Source organism: Bradyrhizobium cytisi (assembly GCF_008123515.1).
GTDB lineage: Bacteria > Pseudomonadota > Alphaproteobacteria > Rhizobiales > Xanthobacteraceae > Bradyrhizobium > Bradyrhizobium cytisi.
Map to the genome: position 1 here is coordinate 100,514 of NZ_VSSR01000071.1, position 26,783 is coordinate 127,296.

Sequence of the window (26,783 nt, forward strand, 5' to 3'; positions counted from 1 at the left end):
GTCTCGGACCTAGCCGTGAAGCTGCGAGTTGAGGCCGTCCCAATTTGGAGTACGCCTGGTTGCCTCAAGAGCGCCGCTCTGGGAATTACGACGAAAAAGCAGGCCCCTCTCACCCGAGAGCTCTCTGGCTTTCAGCACCCGGCCATCTTCCAGAAGGATGCGCGCGCCTGCCGTGACGTAACAGCCCGCCTCGACGATACAATCGTCACCCAATGAAATGCCGATACCGGCGTTGGCTCCGATCAGGCAGCGCTCACCGACTGTAATCCTCTCTTTGCCTCCTCCGGACAGAGTGCCCATGATCGAGGCTCCGCCGCCAACGTCGCTGCCACTACCCACAACCACACCGGCGCTGATCCGCCCTTCGACCATGCAGGGGCCGAGCGTACCTGCATTGAAATTGCAAAAGCCTTCATGCATGACGGTCGTGCCCGGAGCCAGGTAGGCTCCGAGCCTCACGCGATCCGCATCTGCAATTCTCACATCCGCAGGCGTCACATAGTCAGTCATGCGCGGGAACTTATCCACGCCTGTCACCTCGAACGCCAGGGCCCGCGTTCGTGCGAGGATTCGTGCTTCCGGTACACGAGGGCATTCACAGGGCCCGAGGGTGGTCCAGGCAACGTTAGGCAACAGACTGAAAATTCCCTCGAGGTTCAGGCAATTGGGCTGGACGAGCCGGTGGCTCAGGAGATGGAGGCGAAGATATGCGTCGTGCACATCAATCGGCGCGGATGCAAGAGAGTCAATTTCTGTCTGGATTGCAACGATACCGACGTTGCGGACGTCGTCGTGCCGCGCGTATCCGTCTGCCGACTCACCGAGCGACCTCTTGATCTCGTCCTTCGTCAGCAGCACCGTTGCCGACTTGCCGGCCTCCTCAACCAGGCGCAGATGAAGGAACCAGGAATCCAGCACGCGACCGTCGGCGGTCACCGTCGCAAATCCCTCGCCTCTCGCGCCCCTCAGCTCCATCGTCATTTGAATTGCTCACAGTATGACCTACAGCTAGTGCATACGCGAGTTCTCCTGGAATTGGCAACTTCTGCATAGCAATACGGTATCGGGCTGCCCGTGGCTGCGAATGAACATTCACAAGGGTATTTTTTCATCAATTGTCGCCGTCAGGCTTTCGCGTTATGCACATGCTCAGGGACAATCTTTGCGAAGCATGTCATGACTGAGCGGCCCGCTCCTGCCCGCGTTGTGCCGGCGGTCGCCCGCCGCGATTTCATTCGCCTTGCGGGCGCGACAGCCGCGGGATTTTTTGCGCTTGGGGCAACGTCGGATCGCATGCGGGTCGTCGCCTCGATCACCAGCCTGTCGCTCGACGACGAGCTGACCAGACGAAACATGACCGAAAGCCCGACCACGCGCCTCGGTGCGCTGATCGCGGGCCTGAGGCAGCGTGGCTGGGTCGAAGGGGTCAACTACCGTTTCGAGATCCGCTCGAGTTTCGGCGGACCGGACAAGATGAAGTCCGCGGTCGCCGAGCTCATCGACCTCAACCCGGATGTCATCCTCACCGGCTCGACCGTCGAAACCGCAGCCGTCATGGCAGCCACCAAGACCATCCCGATCGTTTTCGCGACATCCAACGACCCCATCGGCAATGGCTTCGTTCAAAGCCTCGCCCGTCCCGGCGGCAACGTCACGGGCTTCACCAGCAGCACCCCCGAGATGGGTGGCAAATGGCTTCAGCTGGTCAGGGAGGCCGTGCCGGATATCCAGCGCGTCGGCGTCCTGTTCAATCCGGCGAGCACGCCTCGCGCCGGGCGCTTCTATCTTGACTCCGTCGAGCAGGAGGCCGCGGCCTCGGGCGTGACCGTGGTCCTCACCCCGATCAGCACGGCAGCCGAAATCGACGGCGCGATCGGCCGCTTCGCCGGGCCGCCGAAGGCGGCGATGATCTCGCTCGTCGACAGCTTTCTGGTAGTGAACCGGCAGGCGATCGTCGCGACGACCGCGAAATATCGCGTGCCGATGATCTATCCGTTCCACTACTTCATGGATGCCGGCGGGCTGATGAGCTACGGGCCGACGCTGGAGGTGCGCTCGGCCGATTACGTCGATCTCATCCTGCGCGGCACCAAGGCCGGCGATCTCCCGGTGCAATCGCCGCGGAAATACGAGCTGTTGATCAACCGTACCGTTGCCAACGCGCTCGGGCTGACCATCCCGTTCACGCTGCTCGCGCGCGCCGACGAGATTCGCGAGTGAACGAGGCGGTCGACCAGGGACATTTGCGGACGCCTCCGGGCCGGCTGTTCCGCAAATATCTCTACTCGATCGCCGCCCTCGCCTTTGCTGCGCTCGCCATCAACACCGGCTTCGACATCTGGTTCTCCTATCGCGAGCAGAAGCAGCTTCTCGCGGCGACCCAGCGCGAGCAGGCCGCAAGCGCGGCCATTCAGATCGGCCAATTCATCGGCCGGATCGAGAGTCAAATCAGATGGCTCTCCCGCCTGCCTCCGGAGCTGTCGAACAACGAGGACGAGCGCCTGAACGCCATCCGCCTGCTTCGCCTTTCGCCCGCAATCGCCGAATTGACCGAGCTCGATGCGCAAGGCCGCGAGCAGGTGCGCGTGTCGCGCCGTGTCGCGGACAGGATCGGCAGCAACGCCGACTACTCCTCCTCTGCCGCCTTCCGCGGCGCCAATGAAAGCCGGGCCTATTACGGGCCGGTCTACTTCTTCGGCGACACCGAGCCCTTCATGACGATCGCCACCCGCGGCACCGGCCGCGAGCCCCATGTGGTCGTCGCCGAGGTCAATCTGCGCTTCATCTGGGACCTTGTCGCCGGGATCAGGGTCGGCAACACCGGCAAGGCCTATGTGGTCGATCGCCTTGGCGTGCTGATCGCGCATCCCGATTTGTGGCCGGCGCTCCGCCGCAGCGATCTCTCCGGCCATCCGGATGTGCGCGCCGCGCTCGACGGCGTAGGCCCGCCCTCCAGCGGCCTGATCAAGCAGGATTTCTCCGGGCAACGCGTGCTTTCGACCTATGCGACGGTCCCCTCGCTCGGCTGGCTGGTGTTCGTCGAGCTTCCGCTCGGCGAAGCCTACGCGCCGATCTACGCCTCGATCGGACGGTCGACGTTCCTGCTGATCGTCCTGCTGGCCTTCGCGGCCCTGGTGTCGCTCTGGCTCAGCCGGCGCATGACCGTGCCGATCCAGATGCTGACGCAGGGCGCGCGGCGGATCGAGAGCGGCGATCTCGGATTGCGGCTCGCGATCAGGACGGGTGACGAGCTCGAGGCGCTCGGCGACCAGTTCAACCGGATGGCCGCGCATTTGCGTGAATCCTATGCGACGCTGGAGCGGAAGGTCATCGAACGGACCTCCGAGCTCGAGAAGGCGCGCGATCACGCCCTTGCCGAGCACGATGCGGCCGAGCGTGCGCGCAGCGTAGCGGTTGTGGCCAACGAAACCAAATCGCGCTTCCTTGCCGTGGTCAGCCACGAGCTGCGCACGCCGCTCAACGGCGTCATGGGCGTGCTGCAGCTGCTGGACGACGGCCGCCTCGGCGAGGTCCAGCGCCGCCACCTCGCAACCGCCGCCGCCTCGGGCGAAACGCTGATCGCGCTGGTCGACGCCATTCTAGAATATGCCCGTCTCGAGGCCAGCACTGAGGCGCTGGAGACGCGCGACTTCCGTCTCGACCGGCTGGTCGAGACCGCGGCCGATCTGATGCGACCGCAAGCCTTCGGCAAGGGATTGAGCTTCGACCTCGACTGTGATGCGACGCTCAGCACCTCCGTGCACGGCGATCCTGTCAGGCTCAACCGCATCCTGCTCAATTTGATCGGCAACGCCGTCAAGTTCACCCCGAGCGGCGGCATCTCGCTGAGCGCGACCGCTGGGCGGCACGACGATCATGCCCTGCTTCGCCTCGTCGTTCGTGACACCGGGATCGGCATCGCGCCCGACATGCACGAGCGGATTTTCGAGGATTTTGTGCAGGCCGACGACAGCATCGCGCGGCGGTTCGGCGGCACCGGCCTCGGACTTGCGATCGCCCGCCGCCTCACCCGGCTGATGCACGGCGAGCTGACGGTGGCGAGCACGCCGGGCAAAGGCAGCGTGTTCACGCTTCTAGTTCCACTCGGCTATGCCGGCAGCGGCGTTGCACAAGGCGCGCCTTCGCCGCCATCGCGGCAGCGCCGCGTGCTGCTGGTCGATGACGACCCCGTCAATTGCGAGGTCGGCGAAGCGATTCTGAACCGGCTCGGCCACCGTTCCAGGATCGCAAGGAATGGTGCGGCCGCGGTCGCGCTCGCCGCCGACCAGTCGTTCGACGCCATCCTGATGGATCTGCACATGCCCGACATGGATGGCGTCGAGGCGGCCGCGCGCATTCGACAGCTCCCGCTGCAGCCGATGCCGCGGATCATCGTCGTGACCGCCGACGTGTCGCGCAGCACCCGCGAGCGGCTCGCAGTCGCCGGGATCACCAAAATCGTCAGCAAGCCGATCCTGATCAACGCGCTTCGCGAGGCGATCGAGGACGAGCCCGAGCACCGCTCGACCGACGCGCCGCTTGCGGCCGGCGCATTGATCGACCGGCACTTTCTCGACGATCAGAAGGAGCTGCTCGGCGCCTCGCAGATCGCGAAGCTTCACCAGTTGCTGGACCAGACCGGCGAAAAGCTGATCGCCGACATCACCGCGGCGGCCGCAGCCGGCGATCACAAGCAGCTGGCGCGATCCGCGCACCAGCTCGGCAGCGCGGCCAGTGCGCTCGGTTTGGTCCGCCTGTTCGAGCGCTGCCGTGACATCGAGCTGGCCGCGCCGTCGATGCCGCTCGCCAAGTGCCAGGATGCAGCGCGCGAGCTGGCCGCGCTTCGCGCATCGTCGATGAGCGCGCTGGACGATCTGCTCGCGCCCACCGAGCAGCGGTCGGTCAGCTAGGACTGGATAGGCGCGCGAGACAGGAGCGCGTCAGCAAGCCGATTGTCGCGTATTTCGATCACGACCCGGCCAAAAGCGGGCTCATTGTGCTCGTCGGTAGTCGCTTCTGGTTTTGACCCGAAGCCGACATCGAAGTCGCGCACAGAGTACCGTAAACTGGGAATTTCTCAGTCATTGAAGATTAATCTGCGCTCCATACAACCAAAGGGTCCAGATCATGTTTCGCGAAAGTGAATGACCCTATGTGGTATCTTGGCGCAATTGCGTTGTGGCTGCTCATCAGTGGTGTTCTGGGCGGCTCAGGAGCATACGCTCATCCCGGAGACGTGCTAATCGCCATCGCTTTCGTGTCTTTCTTTTACGTGGGATGGTGGCTCCCTTACATAACGTGGCTGGCCCTCGGAGAGCTTGGCCTGTTTGCTAACTATCCTGATCGCAAGTCTGTGTTTTATGTTTTCGCCGCCCTCAGCTTCGCGGTCTATTCGTTTCTGGTCTTTCGGCATCCGAAATGGTCGGACCTTTGGCCATTGCTAATTTATCCCGCAGCTGCCGTTACGGTCATGTACATAGCGCGACGAAGCCGCAGGCGTGCATAGTTGACGACTTCCGCTTGTGGCCCATGGCTGCCCTTGATTCCGCGCTGCTAAATGTCGGCTCACAGTGGCAGACCGGAAGTTTGCAGATGAGCGCCAAACTGCGCTTTTGATCCATCTCGGACCTCCCGACCGGCGCCGGTGATGTCCGCTCACGGTGCTTAACCAGAAGTAAGCGGCCGGTATGCCGAAACGCCGCGGTGACCCCGAGCGGACGTCGTTGCCTCGCGAGACCTGCACCGCGTTGGTGGAGCAATCAAGAGACAAGTTTCAAGCCGTGCCATCCGCGGCGGGGGTCTGTCGCGCCGCTTTCTCTTGCGCGAGAGTTGCTTCCAGCCGCGAGATATTTTCCTGGAGGCGCTGGTTATTTTCCAGCAGACGCTGACTGGTGAGGAGGAGGATGTAGTAGCCGAATTGCTGATTACTTTGAAAGTAGATTTCGAGCAGCCTTTCATAAGTTATAGTCAGGACTTGTCCGTCTTCTATGCACTCGACCGTTCCGGTTCGTCGCTTATCGGGCGCAAGGAAGCCAAGTTCTCCCATGAGACGCCCCGGCGGAAGCTCGACGCCGATTTCTTTGACGAGAAACTTCCCGGTGACGGTGAGAAACATTTCGGTCGCCGCATCACCCTTCCTAAATAATCGGTCGCCATGGCGATATCTGCGTTCGGTCATGAACGGTTTGAGCCATTCCATCGACATGTCACCTTGCATCGCGTTACGTGCCTTCTTAACGAGCCTGAGCAGTTGGCGGAGACGAACGGCATTGACCGGCAGCAACAGCAGATAAAGCAGAAAGGTGGCGACGCTTCCGGCAAGCGCGCCAGAGATTACGAAGAATGCACAGCCGACCATATTCGCGACCCGCAGCGGCACCATTCTCTGCATCAGCAAGGTAGCGACAAAGAAGATTGCGCCGACCAAGGCAAACATGCTGGCGAGCGTGATGTTGGCCAACATAATTTCCAGCAGCCGATCAAACAGTGCGTCGTAGGTGATGTTGTTGGGATCAAGCCCCATTTGAACGAGAATCTTTGTAATCCTGAGATTATCTGCCGCCGTATCAAGGATGCGGTTTAGTATCGTGGAAAGATCTGCACTGATGGGCTCCATTGGATCATCTCTCACAAAGCGGTCAGTATCCCCCCAATATATCCCGGATATTGATGATCGAGGGGCGATATTGAAGGCGCTTTTTGTTGCGGCGCATGAGTCCGAAAGCGGCCCACAGCTGACCTGCCGCGCGCAGCCGGTCGCGGACAGTTGTTGACCCGAAGCCGACCTTGCCGTGGTGACGCCAGAGGCGCACAATAATGGATATTTTTATCACGGAGAAATACGATGAAGAAGAAGACTTTCGTCATCATTGTACTTGGCTTCGTCCTGTCGGGCACCGCGCTCGGTCAACAGAAGTCGGCTAAAGACGCGATTGTCGGCGCATGGACCCTAGTGTCTGTCAACAGTGAGATGGACGATGGCAAAAAAGGGGAGCCATTCGGTCCATCCCCCAAGGGCGTGGTCATATTCTCTAACGACGGCCACTTCTCGCTTTTTCAATCACGCGCGGAAATCCCCAAGATAGCGGCCAATGACCGGGCCAAGGCTACGCCCGAAGAAGCTCAAAGCATCGTCGCATCAAGCATAGCGTATTACGGCACATATTCGATTGACGAGCAGACAAAGGTCATGGTGGTCAACCTTGCCACCAGTACTTACGCGAACGTTGCGGCTATTCCCGATCAGAAGAGAACGATTACTCTGCTAACCGCTGACGAACTCAAGTTCGATAATCCTCGAACGCCAAACGGCATGACGCTTCGAACGGTGTGGAAGCGCGCAGCAGCACCCTAACGGTCGACTTCCGCTAGTGACCCAAAGCGGTCAAGCCGATGTTTATCTAAAATTGAGCATCTGCGGCGCGATCGGTTGACATGCAGCGTACACGCAACCAAACGATGATGTAAGCCGCGTGTGAGGTCGCGAGGAAGGTCGATAAAATGGGTTTGGCGCTTCTAACCCTTGCGGTCGGGATCATCGCCCTCTTCACGGCATTGGCATTCTTGCTGCTACGAGCGCCCATTGCGGCCGACAGCTCAACAAGCGAGCAAGCAATAGCTCCGGTCGAAGCAAGCTCGACCTCCCCGAGGGCGGGTGGCGCTGGTTATACGTTGATCGCTGCTGCGGGCATTGGGATCCTTTGGTTTTTTGTTTGGAAGCTGACAGCAATCACGCTGCAGTACCTGTTTGTGAGCGGAAGCTCGTCGCGAGCGTTTCCAATAGTGCCCCTGTCTTTCGCGATTTCTATAGCGGCGATGTGCGCAGTGGTTCTACTTGCACGTCACGTCAACAAATGGCCTAACTCATGACCGACGGCGAACGCTGATGCAGCGCGCGATGATGGGTATAGGCTTGGCGCTCGCACTGCTTGTAGGTCTCTATTTCTACGGATCGCCGCAATACAGAGAACTGAATAATGCGTGCATTGAAACCGGCATGGACCATTCGGATGCTCCATCGGACGATGATCTGCACCGCTTGTGGATGGCTTGCCGCAAGATAGGCTTTGGCGCTCCGTTATGAAACGAGGCAGGCGGATAAGGTCGGCTTGTGGCCCATAGCTGGCCTTCACGGCGGTGTCGCTGAGGGCTGCTCCGACCTATAGCTCACAACCAATACCTAGTTCGAAGGCGGGTGTAGTGAATGCCATTTTTCCCGGGCGGTCCTCTTTGATCCGCCGCGCCGTATTTCATCTTCTCTAAAATCTTTCCAATACCGGCAGGTGCAATATAGCCCGCCCAGCCAAAGGAAGACGAGAAGTTACGGTGACAGTGCATTCAATTCGACCGAACGCATTAAGTGCACTGTCACCGTAATTCCCGGGCTCCTGGTCAGGCTCGGTGCTGCCTTCCGCAGCTTCCGGGCATGGCGCGCGCGTCACGATTTCGTCCGTATGGCCCTTATAGACGATGACCTCACCGTCAGCGAAAATCGCCTGATGGTGACCCTCGCTCGGCGTGGTCCCCACCGTGAAATTCCAACACCAAAGAGTCTTGCCGCCATGAGCCCGCGCCGAAAACGCAGTGTACCAGACATGATCCAGGCCTTTTGCCGTCATGACACGCTCGATGGTTTTCTTTTCCCAAGGCCGAGCGTCCGCGCGGGCCGCCCGGCGAAATTCGAGATCCGGGATGGCCGACATCAGTCTGTCGAGTTCTTCTTCGTAGCGCTGCGGCGCGACGACGCGAATGTTCTTCAAGCCGTCGATGTAGCGAGAGGTCAGGAGCCGGGCAATTGCCCAGCGAGTGCCCCAGGTCCACGATGGGTCCACTCTTCGTCGCAGCCGCCGACTCAGCTTTGCATCACTGAAGAACTCGGTCTCTAGGCGCTTGACCTTTGCGTAAAATTCATTGAGGTCGATGTTGCCGCCGTTGGCGTTCGCTTCCTCGATCATTCGCGCCGCACCGTCGAAAACGGCCAGATGCTCGTCGGCGCCGACAGCCTTCAGGCCATCCCGTGTTCCCTCGACAATGTATTTATCCCAACTTGTGTTTTGCACGAATTGCCAGAGGCCGCCGTTATCAACCTCTCCCACAAGACGGTTCACGCGGGAGACATTAATTGCTTCGATAGGCATCTCGGTGTCGAGGAAATACCGCTCCCAAAGGCTGTGGGCGAAACCGGTGACCCCGTCGATTTTGCCTTGATGCTCCGCGAAATCGACGGCCGCGATGCGGTCGATTCCAAGCGAGGTCCTGATCTTCCCGAGTAGGCTCGATGGATACGCTGTGAGTACAATATCTCGGACCAATTCGGCCATCACGTCTCCCGCCCTGTCGGCATCATGTCGCTGCTTTCGAGGGCGCGCCATTGCGCGCACCCCGGCTTGCATGATTTCAACCCGGCAAAGTACTACCTCGGCGAGTGAAAGGCTGCAACGTGACGTTGAGATAAAAAAATCGAGCGAGGAGGCCAGTTCGTGGCCTTCGGACCTCATGCAAATGTCCGCTCCTCCACCGCTGCCAGGAGACAAGCGGGCATCGCGGATCTCATGAACGCGCGCCCCCCTCCTCCTCGCGCCCGAACCGCTCAACCAGGAAATCAATAAACAGCCGCACCTTCACCGACAAATGCCGCGTCGGCGGATAGACCGCATAGAGCGCGAGCGGCGGCGCGGAATAACCGTCCAGTACCGTTCGCAGCTCGCCCTTGCGCAAGGCATCCGCAGCGATGAAGTCGGGCAACAGCGCGAGCCCCCTGCCTTTGATCGCGGCATCGCGCAGCACCTCGGCATTGTTGACGCAGAGCGACCAGGCCGGCTGGATCCAGTGATCGCCGTCGCGGCCGGTGAGCTTCCACTGGTTGCCGGTGAGCAGGAAGCCGTAGGTAAGCGAGGCATGCTCGCGCAGATCCTGCGGATGCTTTGGCGAACCGTGGCGCGCGAGATAATCCGGCGATGCGCAGATCATGCGCGCCACCGGCATGATTTTTCGCGCAATCAAGCTCGAGGATTCCAGCTCCGCGATCCGCAGCGTCACGTCAAAGCCGTCCTGGACGGGGTCGAGTAGATCGTCGCTGAGCACGATCTGGAGCTGAAGCTCCGGATATTGCTTCATGAAGTCCGCGAGAACAGGCCCGAGCCGCATCGTGCCGAACGACATCGGCGCGTTGACACGCAACAGTCCTCGCGGCGCCGACTGGGCCTGCGCCACCGCCTGATCGGCGGCCTCGATCTCCGAGAGGATGACGACGGCGCGCTCGAAATAGCGCTGGCCGTTCTCGGTCGGGCTGGCGTGGCGGGTGGTCCGGTTCAAAAGCTGGACGCCGAGGCTCTCCTCGAGGTCGGCGATGTATTTGCTGATCGCCGAGCGCGACAGCCGCAGCTGCCGGCCGGCTTCGGCAAAGCTGCCGCTTTCGACCACCTTCACGAAGGCCCGGAGGCTGGCGACCTTATCCAAGGACCAGCCCCGATTGGTTCCAAATCGTAGACATAGACGTCATATTTGCATGGATTGTCTCCAATCCAAAGCGGAACGATATTTCGTCCCAGAGCAAGACCGCTCCCCGAATACTGGAGGACGACAATGTCTGGACTGCACCATGTCACCGCGATTGCCGGCGACCCCATCCGCAATTTCGGCTTCTACACCCGGGATCTCGGCCTGCGCTTCGTCAAGAAGACGGTCAATTTCGACGATCCCGGCACCTATCACTTCTATTATGGCGACGAGACCGGCCGCCCCGGCACCATCCTCACCTTCTTCCCGTGGGCCGGCGCATCGGCCGGGCGTCGCGGCGTCGGCGAGACCCATCAGACCGCCTTCCGCGTGCCGCAGCGCTCGCTCGGCTACTGGACGCAGCGCTTCGTCGAGAAGGGCATCGCCTACGAGGCGCTCGAGAAGCGCTTCGGCGAGTCCGTGCTGCCGTTCACCGACCCTGACGGCATGGCGCTCGCGCTGGTCGGCATTCCCGGCGCCGAGAACGAGCCGGGTTGGAGCAATGGCGACGTGCCCGCCGAGCATGCGATCCGCGGCTTCCACGGCGTGACGCTGCTGCTCGACAGCGCGGCGAAGACGGCCGCCGTCCTCACCGACGTGTTCGGCTTCAAGGAGACCGGGCGCGAAGGCTCGGTGATCCGCTTCAAGGCCTCGGGCGATGCTGAGGGCAGCGTCGTCGACATCTACGAGGCCAAGGGCTTCCTGCGTGGACATCAGGGCGGCGGCTCGGTGCACCACATCGCGTTCCGCGCGGCTGACGATGCCGAGCAGGGCAAGATGGCGCAGAAGCTCGTGACCAATCACGGCCTGCATCCGACCGAGCAGCGAGACCGCAACTACTTCCGCTCGATCTATTTCCGTGAGCCGGGCGGCGTGCTGTTCGAGATCGCGACCGATATCCCCGGCTTCGCCGTCGACGAGCCCGTCGCGACGCTCGGACGCGACCTGAAGCTGCCGGGCTTCCTCGAAGCGCATCGCAAGCAGATCGAGGGCGTGCTGCCGAATTTGGAAGAGACCGCGTCATGACCGGCTTCATCCATCGCTACGAGCCCGCCACCAAGGCGGGCTCTCCCCCTCTCCTGCTGCTGCACGGCACCGGCGGCGACGAGAACGATCTGCTCGGGCTCGGCGAGATGATCGCTCCCGGCTCCGCCCTGCTCTCGCCGCGCGGCCGCGTGCTCGAGCACGGCATGCCGCGCTTCTTCCGCCGACTTGCCGAAGGCGTGTTCGACGAGGAGGACGTGCGTCGCCGCGCGCTCGAGCTCGGCGAGTTCGTCGCCGACGCACGGAAGCAATACGGCATTGGCGCGCCAGTTGCGGTCGGCTTCTCCAATGGCGCCAACATCGCAGCCGCACTGTTGCTGCTGAAGCCAGACGTGCTTGCAGGCGCGATCCTGCTGCGCGCCATGGTGCCGCTGTCGGATCCGCCCAAGGCCAACCTTGCAGGCAAGCCCGTTCTGTTGCTGTCCGGCCAAAGTGACCCGATCGTGCCGGCGACCAATTCGGCAGGGCTTGCGGCGCTGCTGTCGGAAGCAGGCGCGCGCGTCGAGCACAAGGTCTTGCCGGCCGGCCATCAGCTGTCGCAGGCCGACGTCACGCTCGCCCGTAGCTGGATCGGCAGCGTCGAGGCGAAGGCGGCATGAAGCGGCCAGCGGCGCATCGTTTTCGGACGGTGCGCTGCCGTCTCACTCGAACCAGCCGCGCCGCTTGAACCAGATCAGCGGCAACACGCCGCTGGCGACGATCACGAGCAGCGACAGCGGATAGCCGAACGTCCAGCTCAGCTCCGGCATGTTCTTGAAGTTCATGCCCCAGACACCGACCAGGATCGTGGGCGGCACGCCGACCACGGAGACAATTGTCAGGACCTTGAAGATCTCGTTCTGCTGGATGTTGATGAAGCCGAGCACGGCATCGAGCAGAAGCTGGATCTTGTCGGACAATCGCGTCTCGTAATCGCTGAGCGAAGCGACGTCCTTCGAAACAGCTTCGAGGCGCTTCTTCGACGCCGCCGTGATCCACTCGCTCCCGACATTGTCGGCATAGGATGCAATACGCCCGACGCCGAGCAGGACATCGCGCGACTTGGCGAGACGATCGGCCAGCTCGCCGACATTCTCCAGCGCCTCGCGCATCCTGCGGCTGGAGCGAACCGGCCGCCTGGTGCGAATGAGACCGCCCTTGAAGACGCCGCGCGAGAGCTGGTCGAGCTTCGCGCCGAGGTGCTCCAGGGCATCGGCGCCGCGGTCGATCATGGCCTCGAGCAGGCTGGTGAACACGCACATGCCATTCTCGAGGCTGTCGTCGGAGCCGACGCGCTTGCTGATCTGGTCGAAGATCGGCAGCTCTGCAAAGCGCACCGTCACCAGCACATGCGGGCCAATCACGAACCCCACCGGCGTGATCTCGGCCTCGTTGTCCTCGTTGACCCGGACCGCCGGCGAGCTGAGGTAGAGCGTGCCGTGCTCGAGGATCAGCCGGCTCGACGCCTCGATCTCGCTGAGCGATTCCTCGGACGGAATCCGTATCTTGAGCATTCGCTCGACGAATTGCTTTTCGCCTGCGGTCGCGTTCAGGAGATCGGCCCAGATGATCTCCGAGGGCATTTCCGCGCCGATGCCTTGCCAATCGTCGGACGGCCATCTGTGCAGCTTCAGCAATGACCGAACTCCGTTTGTCCTCGCCCCGGCTCGCACGGCATGCGGCCATCCTGCGCCGGGCCAACGCATGAGGGTTTCAATCGTTCAAGCGGCGGGGATCAAGAGAAGCGGCGCTGCCAAATGAACATGGGCGACGGCTTTCTCCGATGATGCCATCATGCCACTGTTTTGCCCGACGCGTCAAATGGCACTGTGGGTTTGCGCAAGCCAGCGAGCGGGTCGCGCAAGTCATTGAAACAACTACCCCCGGGCTACTGTGCATGGGGTTGTTTTGCGGATTTTGCTTTGAGCAGTTAAAAAAAGACCTCTCCCCGACGGGGAGAGGTCGAAATCGAGATGCCTGATTTGACCTGGATATTTAACTTGGACGCCCGGGTCTACTCCCAGGACCAGGCCGAGAAATCGTTCTCGAACTGCGGGACTTCCTTCCAGACGCCCTTTAGCTTCTTGTTGATGACCGTGGGCCATTGCGGCTGGAACAGGAAGCCGGCCACCGCGTCGGTCGCCAGCATGCGCTGGGCATCGCCGAGCAGCTTGGCGCGGCCGGCCTCGTCAGGCGTCGACACGATCTGCTTGTAGAGCGCGTTGAACGCCTCGCTGTTGTAGCCGAGATAGAAGTCGGGCTCGGTCAGCTTGACGAGATCGAACGGCTCGACATGGGAGACGATGGTGAGGTCGTAATTGTGCGGTCCGTTGGGGGCGAACGCCTGCGACAGCCACTGCGCCCATTCGACGTTCTCGATCTTGGCGTTGATGCCGACCTTGGCGAGCTGGGCTGCGAGGATCTCGCCGCCCTGCCGCGCGTAAGGCGGCGGCGGCAGCTTCAGGCTGAGCTCGAGCGGCGTGGTGATGCCGGCCTCGGCCAGCAGCTTCTTCGCCTTCTCGGGATCGTACGGATTGACGGCGGTGGTGTCGACATAGCCGAGCGAGCCCGGCGTGTAGAAGCTGCCGATCGGCGTGCCGAAACCTTCGACCGCGCCGTCGATCATCGACTTGCGGTCGATGGCGGCGAGGATCGCGCGGCGCACCCGCACGTCGTCGAGCGGCTTCTTCTTCTCGTTGATGGCGACGATGGTCTTGGCCTTGGAGCCGCCGACCAGCACGGTGAAGCGCGGATCGCTCTTGAACTGCGCGACGCCGCGGGTGGTGACGCGCGGGAATGCGTCGACGTCACCGGACAGCAGGGCCGCAATCTGCGCGGCGGGATCGCCGATGAAGCGGATCGTCACCTTGGACAGCTTGATCGCGGAGGCGTTGCGATAGTCGGCCCATTTGTTGAGCGTGAGCGAGGAGCCCTTGACCCAGGCCCCTAACTGGTACGGTCCGGTGCCGACCGGTTGCGTCACATTGGTCGCCGCACTCTTCGGCTCGACGATCGAGCCGCTAGCCTGCCCGAGCAGGAACGGCAGGTTCGGCTCGGGATATTTCAGCGTGAGCACGATCGTGTCGGCGTCCGGCGCATCGACTTTCTCGAAGGCCTGGAACAGGCTCTTGTCCTTGTTGGTGCTGTTCGCGGCCGCGTTGCGCTCGAACGAGAATTTTACGGCAGCGGAATCAAAGGCCTCGCCGTTCTGGAATTTGACGCCCTTGCGCAGCTTGAACGTATAGGTCTTCAGGTCGGGCGAGGCGGTCCAGCTCTCGGCCAGCAGCGGCGCGACCGAGCCGTCCTCGTTGATCTTGGTCAGGGTCTCGTAGATGTTGTAGAGCGTGACCTCTGCGATCGCAGCCGCAGCGGCGTTGGTGGGATCGAGCCCCGGCGGCTCCAGCGTCATGCCCATGACGACGCTGTCCTTCTTGCTCTGCGCCAGCACCGGCAACGGCGCCGCGGCCAATGCCGCGGCAAAAGCGACGATCGTTAGCTTCTTCAACATGCCTGACTCCCCAGCCTTCTTCTGTCGTTTGAGGCTACGCCAATCCCGTAGCCGACATTAACCTTCCATGGCCGCCTGCGGCAATGCCATCACGGCCTCCGCCTTGTGGCAGGCGGCGAGATGTCCCTCGCCCACCCTGCGTAGCAAGGGCGGAACCTCGCGGCAATGCTGGTCGGCGAGCGGACAGCGCGGCGCATAGGGGCACCCGGCAGCGGCCGCCGATTGCGAGGCGATTGCCTGGGCGCCGCGCCGGCGCCGGCCCCCGCCGGCACGCGCCCGCGGTATCGCGTCCAGCAGCGCCCGCGTATAGGGATGGGCGCAGCGCTCGAACAGATCCTCCGGCCGCCCCTGCTCGACCACCCGGCCGAGATACATCACCGCGACCTCGTCGCAGAGATAGTCGACCACGGCGAGGTCGTGGCTGATCAGGATGTAGCTCAGGCCGAACTGCTCCTGGAGGTCCTGCATCAGATTCAGCACCTGCGCCTGCACGGAGACATCGAGCGCGGAGACCGGCTCGTCCGCGACGATGAGCTTCGGCTGGGTGATCAGCGCACGCGCGATCGCGATGCGCTGGCGCTGTCCGCCGGAGAACTCGTGCGGGTATTTGTCCATGTCCGCTTCGCGCAAGCCGACCTGCTTCAGCACCGCAGCGACGCGGGCGCGGAACGTGCTGCGGTCGGCGTCATCAAGCACGGTGAGCGGCTCGGCGACGATACGCGCAATCATCTGGCGCGGATCGAGCGATCCATACGGGTCCTGGAACACCATCTGGATATCGCGCCGTGCGCGGCGCAATTCATCGGGGGAGATGCGGTTGAGGTCGCGACCGAGCAGCGTGACCCGCCCCGCGGTCGGCCGCTCCAGCGCCATCACGACGCGCGCAAAAGTGGATTTGCCGGAGCCGGACTCTCCGACGATGCCGAGGCTCTTGCCGGCGGCGACCTGCACGCTCACGCCGTTGAGCGCGCGCACCTCTCCGGGCGATCGGAACAGGCTTTCGCGCGGCAGCGCGTAGCGCTGCTCGAGATCCTTGACGTCGAGAAGCGGTGCCGCGGTCATGCGGACAGCGCCCCGACCTTCGCGGCCATCGAGACGTCGGTACGCACGCAGCGCACGACATGCGCGGGACCGACCTCGACCATTGGCGGCAGCGCCGCGCGGCATTTGTCCTCGACCAGCGGACAGCGCTCGCTGAAGGCACAGCCCGCCGGCAGATCGGCGAGCTCCGGCACCGTGCCTGAGATCGTCGTCAGCCGCGTCCCCTTGCGCGCGCCGAGCTTCGGGCGGGCGCGGAACAGCCCCTGTGTGTAGGGATGGCCCATGCGGCGGAACACCTCGTCGGTCGGCCCGCTCTCGACGACCGTGCCGCCATACATCACCATCATGCGCTGCACGTTCTCGGCGATAACGCCGAGATCGTGCGAGATCAGGATCATCGACATGCCGCGCTCCTCGACGAGGTCGGCGATGAGATCGAGGATCTGGCCCTGGATGGTGACGTCGAGTGCGGTGGTGGGCTCGTCAGCGATCAGGAGATCCGGCTCGCAGGCAAGCGCCATCGCAATCGTGACACGCTGGCGCTGGCCGCCGGAGAACTGGTGCGGATAGGCGTCGATGCGCTTGGCCGGATCGGGCAGCCCGACGCGGTCGAGCAAGGCGATCGCCTCTGTGCGCGCCTGCCCAGCGGAATATTTCTTGTGACGCCGTAGCGGCTCGGCGACCTGATGGCCGATTGTGTGCATCGGGTTGAGCGCCGTCATCGGCTCCTGGAAGATCATGCTGATGCGGTTGCCGCGCAGGCCGCAGTAATCCGCATCCGGGAGCCGCGCGAGCTCGCGTCCATCCAGCTTGATGCTGCCGGTGACGACCGCGCTGTCCGGCAGCAATCCCATCAGCGACAGCGCCGTGACCGACTTGCCGCAGCCGGATTCGCCGACGAGCCCGAGCGTCTCGCCGCGCTTCAGCGCAAAACTGACGCCGCGCACGGCCTGCGCCGGGCCGCGGCTGGTGTTGAGGCGAACGCCGAGGTTTTCGACGGCGATCAGCGGCATGGTTGCGGGATCGGCCATCGTCACCGCTCCCGCGCCAGTCTGGGATCGAACAGATCACGCAGGCCGTCGCCAAGCAGGTTGAGGCCGAGCACGGCGATCGCGATCGCCGCCCCTGGATAGACCGCGAGCATCGGCGACTGGAACAGCATGGTCTGCGCGTCGTTCAGCATGCGGCCCCAGGACGGCTGCGGCGGCTGCGTGCCGAGGCCGAGATAGGACAGCGCCGCTTCGGCGAGAATGGCCAGCGCAAACTGAATGGTCGCCTGCACGATCAGGATCGACAGGATGTTCGGCAGCACGTGCTCGATGGTGATGCGGAAGGCGCCCTTCCCCGAGGCGCGCGCCGCCAGCACGTATTCGCGCGCCCAGATCGCATTGGCGGAGCCGCGTGTCAGTCGGATGAGCGTCGGGATCTGGAAGATGCCGATCGCGATGATCGAGGTCAGCATGCCTGGCCCCGCGACCGCGGCGAGCATGATTGCGGAGAGCACGGCCGGAAAGGCGAAGGTGAAATCCGAGAATCGCATGATGATCTCTTCGGTCCAGCCGCGCTTGGCCGATGCGATCAGGCCGAGGCAGACGCCGAAGGTCAGACCGATGCTGACCGCGATGATGCCGACCAGGATAGTCGCGCGCGCGCCGGCAAGCAGCAGCGAGACGATGTCGCGGCCGAAGGTATCGGTGCCGAGCCAGTGCGCGGCCGACGGCGGCCGGAGTTTCGAGGCGATGTCGATCTCGTAAGGAGACCACGGCGTCCACACCAGCGAGAGCGCGGCCGAGGCGACCACGAGCAGGCTGAGCACGCCGCCCAGCACAAAGCTGCGATGCCGCAGCGCGCGGCCCCAGAACGTCTTGGCCGGCAGAGGATGCGGTGCGATCGGGACGTCAACCGAGGTTGTCAGCGGCGCGCTCACAGGTCGTGCACCTTGATGCGGGGATCGATGAAGGCATAGAGCACATCGACCACGAAATTGACGATGACGACCATGGCGGCGAGCAGCATCACGCAATTGCGCACCACGATCAGGTCGCGGTTGGCGATCGACTGAAAGATCAGGCGGCCGAGGCCCGGCAGGTAGAACACGTTCTCGATCACGATGGTGCCGGCGAGCAGATTGGCGAATTGCAGGCCCATCACGGTCATCACCGGGATCATGGCGTTGCGCAACACATGGCTCCACAGCACCTCGCGCTTGCCGAGCCCTTTTGCGCGCGCCGTGCGGACGAAGTCTTCGCGCAGCACCTCGAGCACGGCCGAGCGGGTGACGCGGGCGAGGATCGCGGCCTGCACCACCGCAAGCGAGATCGACGGCAGCAGCAGCGATTTGACTCCGGGCCAGATGCCGTCCTCCCAGCCGGCAAAGCCGCCTGCCGAGAGCCATTGCAGGCGCACGGCGAACAGCAGCACGAGCAGGATCGCGAACCAGAAGTTCGGCAGCGCGATGCCGATCTGGGTCAGCGACATCACGCCGACGTCGCCGAGCTTATTGTGGTTGGCGGCGGTGTAGATGCCGGCCGAGAGCGCCAGCGTCACCGTGATCAGCATCGACATGATCGCGAGCGGAATGGTCAGCACTAGCCGCTCCGCAATCAGGCTGCCGACCGGCGTGCCGTAGACATAGGAATTGCCGAGATCGCCGACGACGAGCCCCTTGATCCATTGCAGATAGCGAACCGCGAGCGGCTGGTCGAGCCCGAGCTTGACGGTGAGCGCGCGGACCGCGTCGGCCGATGCATCCGCGCCCATCAGCATTTGCGCGGCATTGCCCGGCAGCGCATCCAGCACCAGGAAAATGATCACGGATGCGCCGACCAGCGTCGCCAGCAAAGTCAGGACACGTCGGAGGACAAATACGCTCATGCGCGGTCGGTTTCAGGGCTCATCGGCGGCACGATCAACATGTCCGGACCCCGGACGCAAGCCTTTTGCGGCCCATCGTGGACCCCTCAAGCCGGCCGGCGGGCGAGAAGGTCGTGCGAGGCCTCGAACAGCGCGCTGACGCGGAGCAATTCGGCGTCGGCCCGGAAGCGGCCAACAAGCTGGAGCCCGATCGGCAGGCCGTCGCGACCAAAACCGCAGGGCAGGCTGATCGCGGGGTGACCGGTCATGTTGAATGGCATGGTCCAGGGGAACCAGTGCGGGCGGACGCTGTCAAACTGTCGGCCGTCGATCTCGATGGTGCCGAACAAATCCTGGTCGATCGGCAGCGCGGTGCGGGTGATGGTCGGCATCGCCAGAAGGTGCCCACGCGCAAGCAGGGATTGCACGCGACGAAACAACGTCGTGCGCGCGAACATCGCCTCTTGATAGTCAACGCCGCTCACATTCGTCGCCAGCGCGATCTGCTTGACGAAGGCCTCGCTGAGGACGTCGCCATGCTCCGCCACCAGCTTCGAGAAGCGCGAGCGCCAGACGGTGTGGTTGATGGCGCGCCAGATCGGCTCGACGTCGTATCCCTCGCCGGAGAATTCCTCGAGCTCGGCACCCAGGCTCGCGAGCCGATCGAGGCTCGCCTTGAACGCTGTGGCAACATCCGCCGACACCGGGCGGCCGGGTGGCGAGGCGCAGAACAGGATTTTCTGCCCGCGCAGATCACCGCGCGGGGCAGCGGAGCCTATGAAATCGGGCACAGGCACACCGATCGACCAGGGATCGCAGGCATCCTCGCCGGCCATCGCCTGCATCATCAATGCCGTGTCGGCGACAGTGCGCGTGGTCGGTGTGACATAGGTCTGGTTGCCGAACGCATCGAGCGCCTGGCTGTGCGCGATCACGCCGTTACTCTGCTTCAAGCCAACGACGCCGTTGCAGGCGGCCGGAATCCGCGTCGAGCCGCCGCCATCGGTGGCAATCGCCAGCGGCGCGATGCCGCTCGCCACCGCAACGGCCGCCCCGCCGCTGGAGCCGCCGGACGAACGCTCCGCACTCCACGCATTGCGGGTGCGCCCGAACAGCGGTGAATCGGTCAGGCACTTGCTGCCGAACTCCGGCGGCGTGGTCTTGCCGATCAGGATCGCACCTTCCGCGCGTAGCTTTGCGACCGCGACGGCATCCTCGGTGGGGACGTTATCCTTGTAGGGAACGGCGCCAAAAGTCGTCTTCACGCCGCGTGTGTTGACGATGTCCTTGACGGTGACGGGAAGCCCATGCAGCAGGCCGAGCGGCTCGCCGGCCATCACCTTGCGCTCGGCTTCGCGCGCCGCTGCCACCGCCTCATCGCCACAGAGCGTGATGAAGCAGTTCAATTCGCCTTGTAGTGCCTCGGCGCGCGCGAGCACGGCGCGGGTGATCTCGACCGGCGAGATCTGCTTGCTGTTGATGCGTTCGCGCAGTTCGGTGGCAGAGAGGAAACAGAGATCGTCGCTCATCAGGGCAGGCTCGCGTCAGAACGCGCGGACCTTGCCACTGCGGACTTGCCCTGTCCATTTCGGCTGGCGCATGGCCGCAGTCCGCCCGGACATCGGCCTTTGCGTGCCTACCAGCTCCAGCTGATCTCGTGGCTCCAGGGCGGATCGGCACCCGGACGGGTGCAGGTCAGGCCGGCGCAATTGGCGGCAAAGGACAGCGCGCGGCGGAGCTCGTCTGCGCCGATGTTCTTCAATTGTTGCCGGGCGAGACGCCCCTGCTTGTGCAGGGCGAACAGCAATGCGGCCTGAAAACTGTCGCCGGCGCCGATCGTGTCGGCGACCTCGACCTTCGGCGCCTCAACCTCGATCTGCCCTGCCTTCGCATGCCAGGCGATGGCGCCATTGTCGCCGCGGGTGATGACGACGAGACTTGTGCCCTGCGCCAAGAGCGCACTCGCGCGCTGCTGATAAGGCTCCTCGCCGAAGAGATAGGCGAAGTCGACGTCCGACATCTTGATAAGATCGGCGCTCGCGGCGAACTCGATCATACGCGCAAGATAGGCCGGCTTGTCCTTGACCAGATTGGGCCGGCAGTTCGGATCGAAGGAGATGGTCGATGAGGCCCGCGCGTCTGCGATCAAGGCCTTGGTCTCGACGGCGCCCCGGTCGTTGACCAGCGTGGTCGAGCCGACATGGACGGCCTCGACCGTATCGAACGGGATGGTGCCGCGCCGAAACGTCCAGTTCCGCGTCGCGGTCTCGGCATCGTAGAAAGCGTAGTGCGACTCGCCGGCGACGATGCGGACGAAGGCGAGCGTGGTCTGATGATCGCTGCGGGTGGCGAGACCAAGCTCGACGTTCGAGACGGCGGCGTGTTCCGCGATCATGCGCCCGAACAGATCGGTCGAGACGCCGCCGACGAAACCGGTCGGTGCGCCGAGCCGCGCGATGCCGATTGCGACGTTGAGGCAGGAGCCGCCGACCGCCGGCATCACCGCTTCGCGGCCATCGGCGTTTTTCGTCGGCACAAAATCGATCAGCGCATCGCCGCAGGAAATCAGCATGTCTCTTAACCCTTGGCGATGTCGCGCATCGCCGCGCGGCTGCCGCGATCGACCTCGCGCAGCAGCTTGTAGACCTCGCGCTTGCTGGCGTGAAACGCGGCCATGTCGGGCGCCGTGGGCTCGCTCTTGCGTCCGAGCGCCGACATTTTGGCCATGGTCTCGCCGATCGAGGCATAGGCCCCACCGGCAACCGCACCCAGCATCGCGGCACCCAGCAGCACCGGCTCCTTGGTCTGCGGCAACGCGACAGTAAGCCCGGTGGTATCGGCCATGATCTGCCGCACCAGCGGACTGCGGCTGGCGCCGCCGCCCATGATCATGATGCCTGCATGCACGCCATGTGCGGCAAAGGCCTCGATCACCTCGGCGAGCCCGTAGGCCAGCCCGCAGAGACCTGCAATGAACAACCGCTCCATCGAGCTGACGTCGGTGTCGAGGTCGAGGCCTGTGATCACGGCGCGCGTGTCGGGGTCAGCGTAAGGCGAGCGGTTGCCGATGAATTCAGGAAGCACATGAACGTCGCGGGCGAACAGCGCGGCGCGGCTGGCATCGCCGGCGCGCGCGATGATGCGGCGCTCGAGAAACTCGATGAGGTCGACGCCCTCGCCGCGCGCTGCCGCGCTCGCTTCCGCGTGGCCGGGATGCGATTTGAGGAGATGGTCGATCGCCGCGCCTGCCGCCGACTGGCCGCCTTCATTGAGCCAGAAGTCCGGCACCATGCCGGAGTAATATGGACCCCAGACGCCGGGCACAAAGCACGGCTCTTTCGTCGTCGCCATGATGCAGGCCGACGTTCCCATGATGTAAGCCAGGCGATCGCCGACGTCGGTCGTTCCGCCCGATCCGTCACGCCCGCCGATCGCGCCGATGCCGCCGGCATGGGCGTCAATCAAGGAGGCACCGACCGGCGTGCCAACGGACAGGCCGAGATCGGTGGCGGCCACGCGGGTGAGCCCGGCGCCGAGCCGCGTGCCGGGGGCGACGATCTCGGTGCCGATGCGGGCGTATTTCTCGCCGACGAAGTCAGACAGGCCAATGCGCTGAAAGAACGGCGCACTCCAGCCCCCGCCGTCATGCGCGAGGTAGTTCCATTTGCAGGTGACTGTGCAGGTCGAGCGCTGCAGCGAACCGGTCGCGCGCCAGGTCAGATAGTCCGCCAGATCGAAGAAATGCCCGGCGGCGTCAAAACTCGCGCGCAGATGCCGCTTCAGCCACAACAGTTTTGGCATCTCCATCTCGGGCGAGATCGAGCCGCCGACATAGCGCAGCACTGAGTCGCCGGTCTCGTTGATCAGCCGCGCCTCGGCGATGGCACGGTGATCCATCCAGACGATGACGTTGCGGTGCTTGTCGCCGGAGGCACTCACCGTGACCGGCTCGCCCTGGCGGTCGAGCACCACCAGGGAACAGGTCGCGTCGAAACCGATGCCGCCGATGCTGTCGGGCGCGATTGCCGCCTCCGCCAACGCCGCCCGCACCGATTTGACGCAGGCATCCCAGATGTCCTGGGACGACTGCTCGACGACGTCGCCAGCCTCTTGCCAGACCCGGATCGGATGCTTGGCGGTCGCCAACAGCGAGCCGGCCTCGTCAAACACCCCTGCCCGCGTGCTCGTGGTCCCCACGTCGACGCCGATATACGCTTGCGGCATAGTCGCTCCTGGTCGCTCTCGTCAGTTTTGACGCAAGCCTACCAGCAAGTATAGCCGCCATCCACCAGCACGATGCTGCCAGTCATGAGGCTCGCAGCCTCGGATGCCAGGAATAGGACCACCGAGGCGATCTCCTCGACCTGCCCCATCCGCCCCATCGGGGTTCCACCGATCCAGGCGTCGTACATTCTCGGGGTGCTCTTCACGAAAGCGTTGAGCGGAGTGTCGATATAGGTTGGCGCCACCGCATTGACGCGGATGCCGCGCGCGCCCCATTCGGCCGCCAGCGACTTGGTCAGATGGTGTACGCCGGCCTTGGAGGCGTTGTAGAAGCACTGCTCCTGCGGCTTGTTGACGATGAAACCGGACATCGAGCCGACATTGACGATGGCGCCGCTCCTGGCCTTGAGCATGTGCTTGCCGAACTCGCGGCAACACCAGAAGGTGCCGTTGAGATTGACGTCGATGACGTTGAGCCAGTGCTCGTCGGTGACGGTCTCGGCCGGCGTTTCGCTGCGCGCAATGCCGGCATTGTTGACGAGGATGTCGACCTTGCCGTGCCGAGCGACGAGATCATTGGCGACCTCCGCCACGCGCTTGGTGTCGGTGACGTCCATGATCGCGGTCTCGATGTCAAAACCCTTCGCCTTCAGGCTGGCCTTGGCGTCTCCGGCGACCTTGCTGTCGCGGTCACCGATAATGACCTTGGCGCCGGCCTCGGCCAGCGCCTCCGCGCAGGCAAGCCCAATGCCCTGCCCGCCGCCGGTGATGAACGCGGTCTTGCCGCTCAGCTTGAATTTTTCTAGGTACATGGTCGTATTCCCGTTTCTTGTTAGTTCCGAAGCGCGTTGCCGCTTGCGTCGAAGCGGTGAATGCGCGCGGGGTCCGGCACCAGCGACACGCGGTCGCCGGCATGCAGGCTCAATTCGCCGATGTAGCGTGCCGTCAGCATGCCGAGCGGTCCGGCGTCGACGTAGAGAAAGGTGTCGCTGCCGAGGTGTTCGGCGACCGCGATCGTGCCCGGCCAGCCACCGGCGCCGTCGCGCTCGATCTTGATGTGCTCGGGCCTTACACCGATGGTCGCCGCCCCCTTCTGCGCGGCATTTTCGCCGGTGACGAAATTCATCTTGGGCGAGCCGATGAAGCCGGCAACGAAGAGATTCGCGGGCCGCTCATAGAGCTCCAGCGGCGAGCCGTATTGCTCGATCTTGCCACCGTTGAGCACGACGATCTTGTCGGCCATGGTCATGGCCTCGACCTGGTCGTGGGTGACGTAAATCGCGGTGGTGCCGAGCTGCTTCTGCAGCCGCGTGACCTCGATACGCATCTGCACGCGCAGCGCGGCGTCGAGGTTCGACAGCGGCTCGTCGAACAGGAACGCCTTGGGCTCGCGCACGATGGCGCGGCCGATCGCGACGCGTTGGCGCTGGCCGCCAGAGAGCTCGCGCGGCTTGCGGTCAAGATAAGGCGTAAGGTTCAACGTCGCCGCGGCGGCTTCTACCTTGCGGTTGGTTTCGTCTTTGGAGAGGCCCGCCATCTTCAGGCCGAAGCCGATATTGCCGCGCACGCTCATATGCGGATAGAGCGCGTAGGACTGGAACACCATCGACAGCCCGCGCTTGGCGGGCGGCGTGTCGACCACGTTCTTGCCGTCGATCAGGATGCTGCCGCCGGTGACGTCCTCCAGCCCGGCAATCAATCGCAGCAGCGTGGTCTTGCCGCAGCCGGAGGGGCCGACGAACACGACGAAGGAGCCGTCGGCAATTTCGAGGTCGGCGCCCTTGATGATGTGCACGGGGCCGAAGGATTTTTGTACCCCTTGAAGTGTGATCTGACCCATGATCCGGCAGCCCCTTTACTTCACCGCGCCGAAGGTAAGCCCGCGCACGAGCTGCTTCTGGCTGAACCAACCGAGGACGAGAATGGGCGCGATCGCCAGCGTCGAGGCCGCCGACAGTTTTGCCCAGAACAGTCCTTCCGGACTGGAATAGGACGCGATGAACGTGGTGAGCGGCGCAGCGTTCGAGGTCGACAAATTGAGCGTCCAGAACGCCTCGTTCCAGGCCAAAATCAGATTGAGCAGCATGGTCGACGCCAGCCCCGGGATCGCCATCGGCGTCAGGACATAGACGAGCTCGCGGCCGATGGTGGCGCCGTCCATGCGCGCGGCCTCGAGGATGTCGCGCGGGATCTCCTTGAAATACGTGAAGAGCATCCAGATCACGATCGGCAAGTTTCCGAGACAGAGGATGAAGACAAGACCGATGCGGGAATCGAGCAGGCCAAAGCTCTTGTAGATCAGGTAGATCGGCACCAGCACGCCGACCGGCGGCATCATCTTGGTCGAAAGCATCCAGAGCAGAATGTCCTTGGTGCGCTTGGTCGGCGAGAACGCCATCGACCAGGCTGCGGGGATCGCGATCAGCAGCGCGATCAGCGTCGAGCCGCCGGCGATGATGATCGAGTTCATGGCATGGAGCAGATAGTCGCTGCGCTCCTGCACGGTCGCATAGTTTTCCGTGGTCCAGTGGAAGAACAGGAAGGACGGCGGAATGGCGAAGGCCTCGAGCTCGGTCTTGAAGCTCGCCAGCACCATCCACAGGATCGGGAAGAAGATCAGGAAGCCGAAGAACCACGCTCCGATCGTCGAAACCACCACCCGCTGCGTCGTTGACTTGCGCGCCATGATTTTAGGCTTCCAGGTTGCGGCCGACGATGCGGACGAGGAAGAAGGCGACCACGTTGGCGATGACGACGGCCACGAGGCCGCCCGCCGAGGCGCTGCCGACGTCGAACTGGATCAGCGCCTGCGAGTAGATCAGGAAGGCGATGTTGGTGGTTTGCAGACCCGGTCCGCCGCCGGTGGTGACGAAGATCTCGGCGAACACGGTCAGCAGGAAAATGGTCTCGATCAGGATCACCACCGTGATCGGGCGTGCCAGATGCGGCAGCGTGATGTAGATGAAGGTCGAGACGGCGCTGGCGCCATCCATCTCGGCCGCCTCCTTCTGCTCCTCGTCGAGCGATTGCAGCGCGGTGAGCAGGATCAGCGTCGCGAACGGCAGCCATTGCCAGGCCACGATCAGGATCACGGCAAACAGCGGCGCGTCGGTGAACCAGTCGATCGGCGTCGCCCCGACCAATCTTGCGAGCCAGGCAAACAGGCCGGATACCGGATGCATCAGCAAGTTTTTCCAGACCAGCGCGCTCACCGTCGGCATCACGAAGAACGGCGCGATCACCATCAGCCGCACGATGTTGCGGCCGATCACCGGCTGATCCATCAGCAGCGCCAGCGGAATGCCTAGCAGGATCGTCAGCGCCAGCACCGAGCCGACCAGCACCAGCGTATTCTGGAGCGAGGCGAGGAAGGCGGGATCGGTGAGGAAGTAGCGAAAGTTTTCCAGCCCGACGAACGATTCCGAGCCGGGATCGAGCAGACTGTAATGCAGCGTCGAGAAATAGAGCGTCAGCGCGAGCGGGACGATCATCCAGATGAAGAGCAGCCCGACGGCCGGGGCCAGGAGCGACCGCGCAAGGAGTTGCGTTTGCCGGGTTGCCATCTTTGGCGTCTCCGCTCGGAGGAAGAAGGCGGCCATCCATCCGGGGTGGAGGATGGCCGCAAGTTTGAGCTCAG

At 63.5% G+C, this 26,783-nt stretch carries 23 protein-coding genes; 6 read left to right on the top strand and 17 right to left on the bottom strand.

The genetic code is table 11. From position 1 onward, the window contains the following. Positions 1 to 9 precede the first annotated feature (9 nt). Positions 10 to 981 carry a 2,3,4,5-tetrahydropyridine-2,6-dicarboxylate N-succinyltransferase gene (gene dapD / locus FXB38_RS35110; RefSeq protein ID WP_148755519.1) on the bottom strand — a complete coding sequence of 324 codons (972 nt, stop codon included), beginning with the start codon at positions 979 to 981 and terminating at the stop codon, positions 10 to 12. Between the two features lie 195 nt (positions 982 to 1,176). Here dapD and FXB38_RS35115 point away from each other — a divergent pair, with 195 nt between their 5' ends. Beyond that, positions 1,177 to 2,220 (top strand): ABC transporter substrate-binding protein, encoded by a 1,044-nt coding sequence (locus FXB38_RS35115; protein WP_148755520.1) that lies wholly within the window; start codon positions 1,177 to 1,179, stop codon positions 2,218 to 2,220. Next, positions 2,217 to 4,910, top strand: coding sequence for a hybrid sensor histidine kinase/response regulator (locus FXB38_RS35120; RefSeq protein WP_148755521.1), 2,694 nt, complete (start codon positions 2,217 to 2,219; stop codon positions 4,908 to 4,910). Before FXB38_RS35115 ends, FXB38_RS35120 begins: the two co-directional genes overlap by 4 nt. A gap of 863 nt (positions 4,911 to 5,773) precedes the next feature. Here FXB38_RS35120 and FXB38_RS35125 read toward each other — a convergent pair. Then, a complete protein-coding gene (locus FXB38_RS35125) occupies positions 5,774 to 6,616 on the bottom strand; it encodes a Crp/Fnr family transcriptional regulator (RefSeq protein WP_148755522.1) in 843 nt (280 codons plus the stop codon). 228 nt (positions 6,617 to 6,844) lie between these two features. Between FXB38_RS35125 and FXB38_RS35130 the strand changes: the two genes are divergently transcribed. After that, positions 6,845 to 7,354: a lipocalin-like domain-containing protein gene (locus tag FXB38_RS35130; RefSeq protein ID WP_148755523.1), complete on the top strand. Its 510-nt coding sequence runs from the start codon at positions 6,845 to 6,847 to the stop codon at positions 7,352 to 7,354. 531 nt (positions 7,355 to 7,885) lie between these two features. Beyond that, positions 7,886 to 8,083, top strand: a complete 198-nt coding sequence (locus tag FXB38_RS35135) for a hypothetical protein (protein ID WP_148755524.1) — start codon at positions 7,886 to 7,888, stop codon at positions 8,081 to 8,083. A 175-nt stretch (positions 8,084 to 8,258) separates the two neighbouring features. Here the strand turns inward: FXB38_RS35135 and FXB38_RS35140 are convergent, their stop codons facing one another. Together FXB38_RS35140 and FXB38_RS35145 are read right to left on the bottom strand one after the other, a co-directional pair. Next, the gene (locus tag FXB38_RS35140) at positions 8,259 to 9,497 is read right to left on the bottom strand and encodes a DMP19 family protein (protein ID WP_148755525.1); all 1,239 of its coding nucleotides are present in this window, start codon (positions 9,495 to 9,497) and stop codon (positions 8,259 to 8,261) included. A gap of 52 nt (positions 9,498 to 9,549) precedes the next feature. Further along, positions 9,550 to 10,458: a LysR family transcriptional regulator gene (locus tag FXB38_RS35145; protein ID WP_187435357.1), complete on the bottom strand. Its 909-nt coding sequence runs from the start codon at positions 10,456 to 10,458 to the stop codon at positions 9,550 to 9,552. Positions 10,459 to 10,584: 126 nt separating this feature from the next. Here FXB38_RS35145 and FXB38_RS35150 point away from each other — a divergent pair, with 126 nt between their 5' ends. After that, positions 10,585 to 11,523: a ring-cleaving dioxygenase gene (locus tag FXB38_RS35150; protein ID WP_148755526.1), complete on the top strand. Its 939-nt coding sequence runs from the start codon at positions 10,585 to 10,587 to the stop codon at positions 11,521 to 11,523. Continuing rightward, on the top strand, positions 11,520 to 12,140 hold the full coding sequence (locus FXB38_RS35155) for an alpha/beta hydrolase (RefSeq protein WP_148755527.1): 621 nt from the start codon (positions 11,520 to 11,522) through the stop codon (positions 12,138 to 12,140). The genes FXB38_RS35150 and FXB38_RS35155 overlap by 4 nt, the downstream gene beginning before the upstream one ends. 42 nt (positions 12,141 to 12,182) lie before the next feature. Here the strand turns inward: FXB38_RS35155 and FXB38_RS35160 are convergent, their stop codons facing one another. The 13 genes from FXB38_RS35160 to FXB38_RS35220 all read right to left on the bottom strand — a co-directional run bounded on the left by FXB38_RS35160 (position 12,183) and on the right by FXB38_RS35220 (position 26,709). Next, entirely contained in the window at positions 12,183 to 13,157 is a 975-nt protein-coding gene (locus FXB38_RS35160; protein WP_148755528.1) for a magnesium transporter CorA family protein, read from the bottom strand. A 377-nt stretch (positions 13,158 to 13,534) separates the two neighbouring features. Beyond that, on the bottom strand, positions 13,535 to 15,028 hold the full coding sequence (locus tag FXB38_RS35165) for an ABC transporter substrate-binding protein (RefSeq protein WP_148755529.1): 1,494 nt from the start codon (positions 15,026 to 15,028) through the stop codon (positions 13,535 to 13,537). 57 nt (positions 15,029 to 15,085) lie between these two features. Continuing rightward, positions 15,086 to 16,090, bottom strand: coding sequence for an ABC transporter ATP-binding protein (locus FXB38_RS35170; RefSeq protein ID WP_148755530.1), 1,005 nt, complete (start codon positions 16,088 to 16,090; stop codon positions 15,086 to 15,088). Continuing rightward, positions 16,087 to 17,100, bottom strand: a complete 1,014-nt coding sequence (locus FXB38_RS35175) for an ABC transporter ATP-binding protein (protein WP_187435358.1) — start codon at positions 17,098 to 17,100, stop codon at positions 16,087 to 16,089. Before FXB38_RS35175 ends, FXB38_RS35170 begins: the two co-directional genes overlap by 4 nt. Before the next feature lie 2 nt (positions 17,101 to 17,102). Beyond that, on the bottom strand, positions 17,103 to 17,996 hold the full coding sequence (locus FXB38_RS35180) for an ABC transporter permease (protein ID WP_148755532.1): 894 nt from the start codon (positions 17,994 to 17,996) through the stop codon (positions 17,103 to 17,105). Further along, positions 17,993 to 18,943, bottom strand: a complete 951-nt coding sequence (locus FXB38_RS35185; protein ID WP_148755533.1) for an ABC transporter permease — start codon at positions 18,941 to 18,943, stop codon at positions 17,993 to 17,995. The genes FXB38_RS35180 and FXB38_RS35185 overlap by 4 nt, the downstream gene beginning before the upstream one ends. Positions 18,944 to 19,029: 86 nt before the next feature. Further along, on the bottom strand, positions 19,030 to 20,451 hold the full coding sequence (locus tag FXB38_RS35190; RefSeq protein WP_148755534.1) for an amidase: 1,422 nt from the start codon (positions 20,449 to 20,451) through the stop codon (positions 19,030 to 19,032). 107 nt (positions 20,452 to 20,558) lie between these two features. Beyond that, positions 20,559 to 21,494: a carbohydrate kinase family protein gene (locus FXB38_RS35195; RefSeq protein ID WP_148755535.1), complete on the bottom strand. Its 936-nt coding sequence runs from the start codon at positions 21,492 to 21,494 to the stop codon at positions 20,559 to 20,561. 5 nt (positions 21,495 to 21,499) lie between these two features. After that, positions 21,500 to 23,146, bottom strand: a complete 1,647-nt coding sequence (locus FXB38_RS35200) for an FGGY-family carbohydrate kinase (RefSeq protein WP_148755536.1) — start codon at positions 23,144 to 23,146, stop codon at positions 21,500 to 21,502. A 38-nt stretch (positions 23,147 to 23,184) separates the two neighbouring features. Next, positions 23,185 to 23,958, bottom strand: a complete 774-nt coding sequence (locus FXB38_RS35205; protein WP_148755537.1) for an SDR family NAD(P)-dependent oxidoreductase — start codon at positions 23,956 to 23,958, stop codon at positions 23,185 to 23,187. Between the two features lie 20 nt (positions 23,959 to 23,978). Further along, positions 23,979 to 24,986 carry an ABC transporter ATP-binding protein gene (locus FXB38_RS35210; protein ID WP_148755538.1) on the bottom strand — a complete coding sequence of 336 codons (1,008 nt, stop codon included), beginning with the start codon at positions 24,984 to 24,986 and terminating at the stop codon, positions 23,979 to 23,981. A 15-nt stretch (positions 24,987 to 25,001) separates the two neighbouring features. After that, a complete protein-coding gene (locus FXB38_RS35215) occupies positions 25,002 to 25,832 on the bottom strand; it encodes a carbohydrate ABC transporter permease (protein WP_148755539.1) in 831 nt (276 codons plus the stop codon). 4 nt (positions 25,833 to 25,836) lie between these two features. Further along, complete coding sequence (locus FXB38_RS35220; RefSeq protein WP_187435359.1) at positions 25,837 to 26,709, bottom strand: carbohydrate ABC transporter permease; 873 nt, start codon at positions 26,707 to 26,709, stop codon at positions 25,837 to 25,839. Positions 26,710 to 26,783 lie beyond the last annotated feature (74 nt).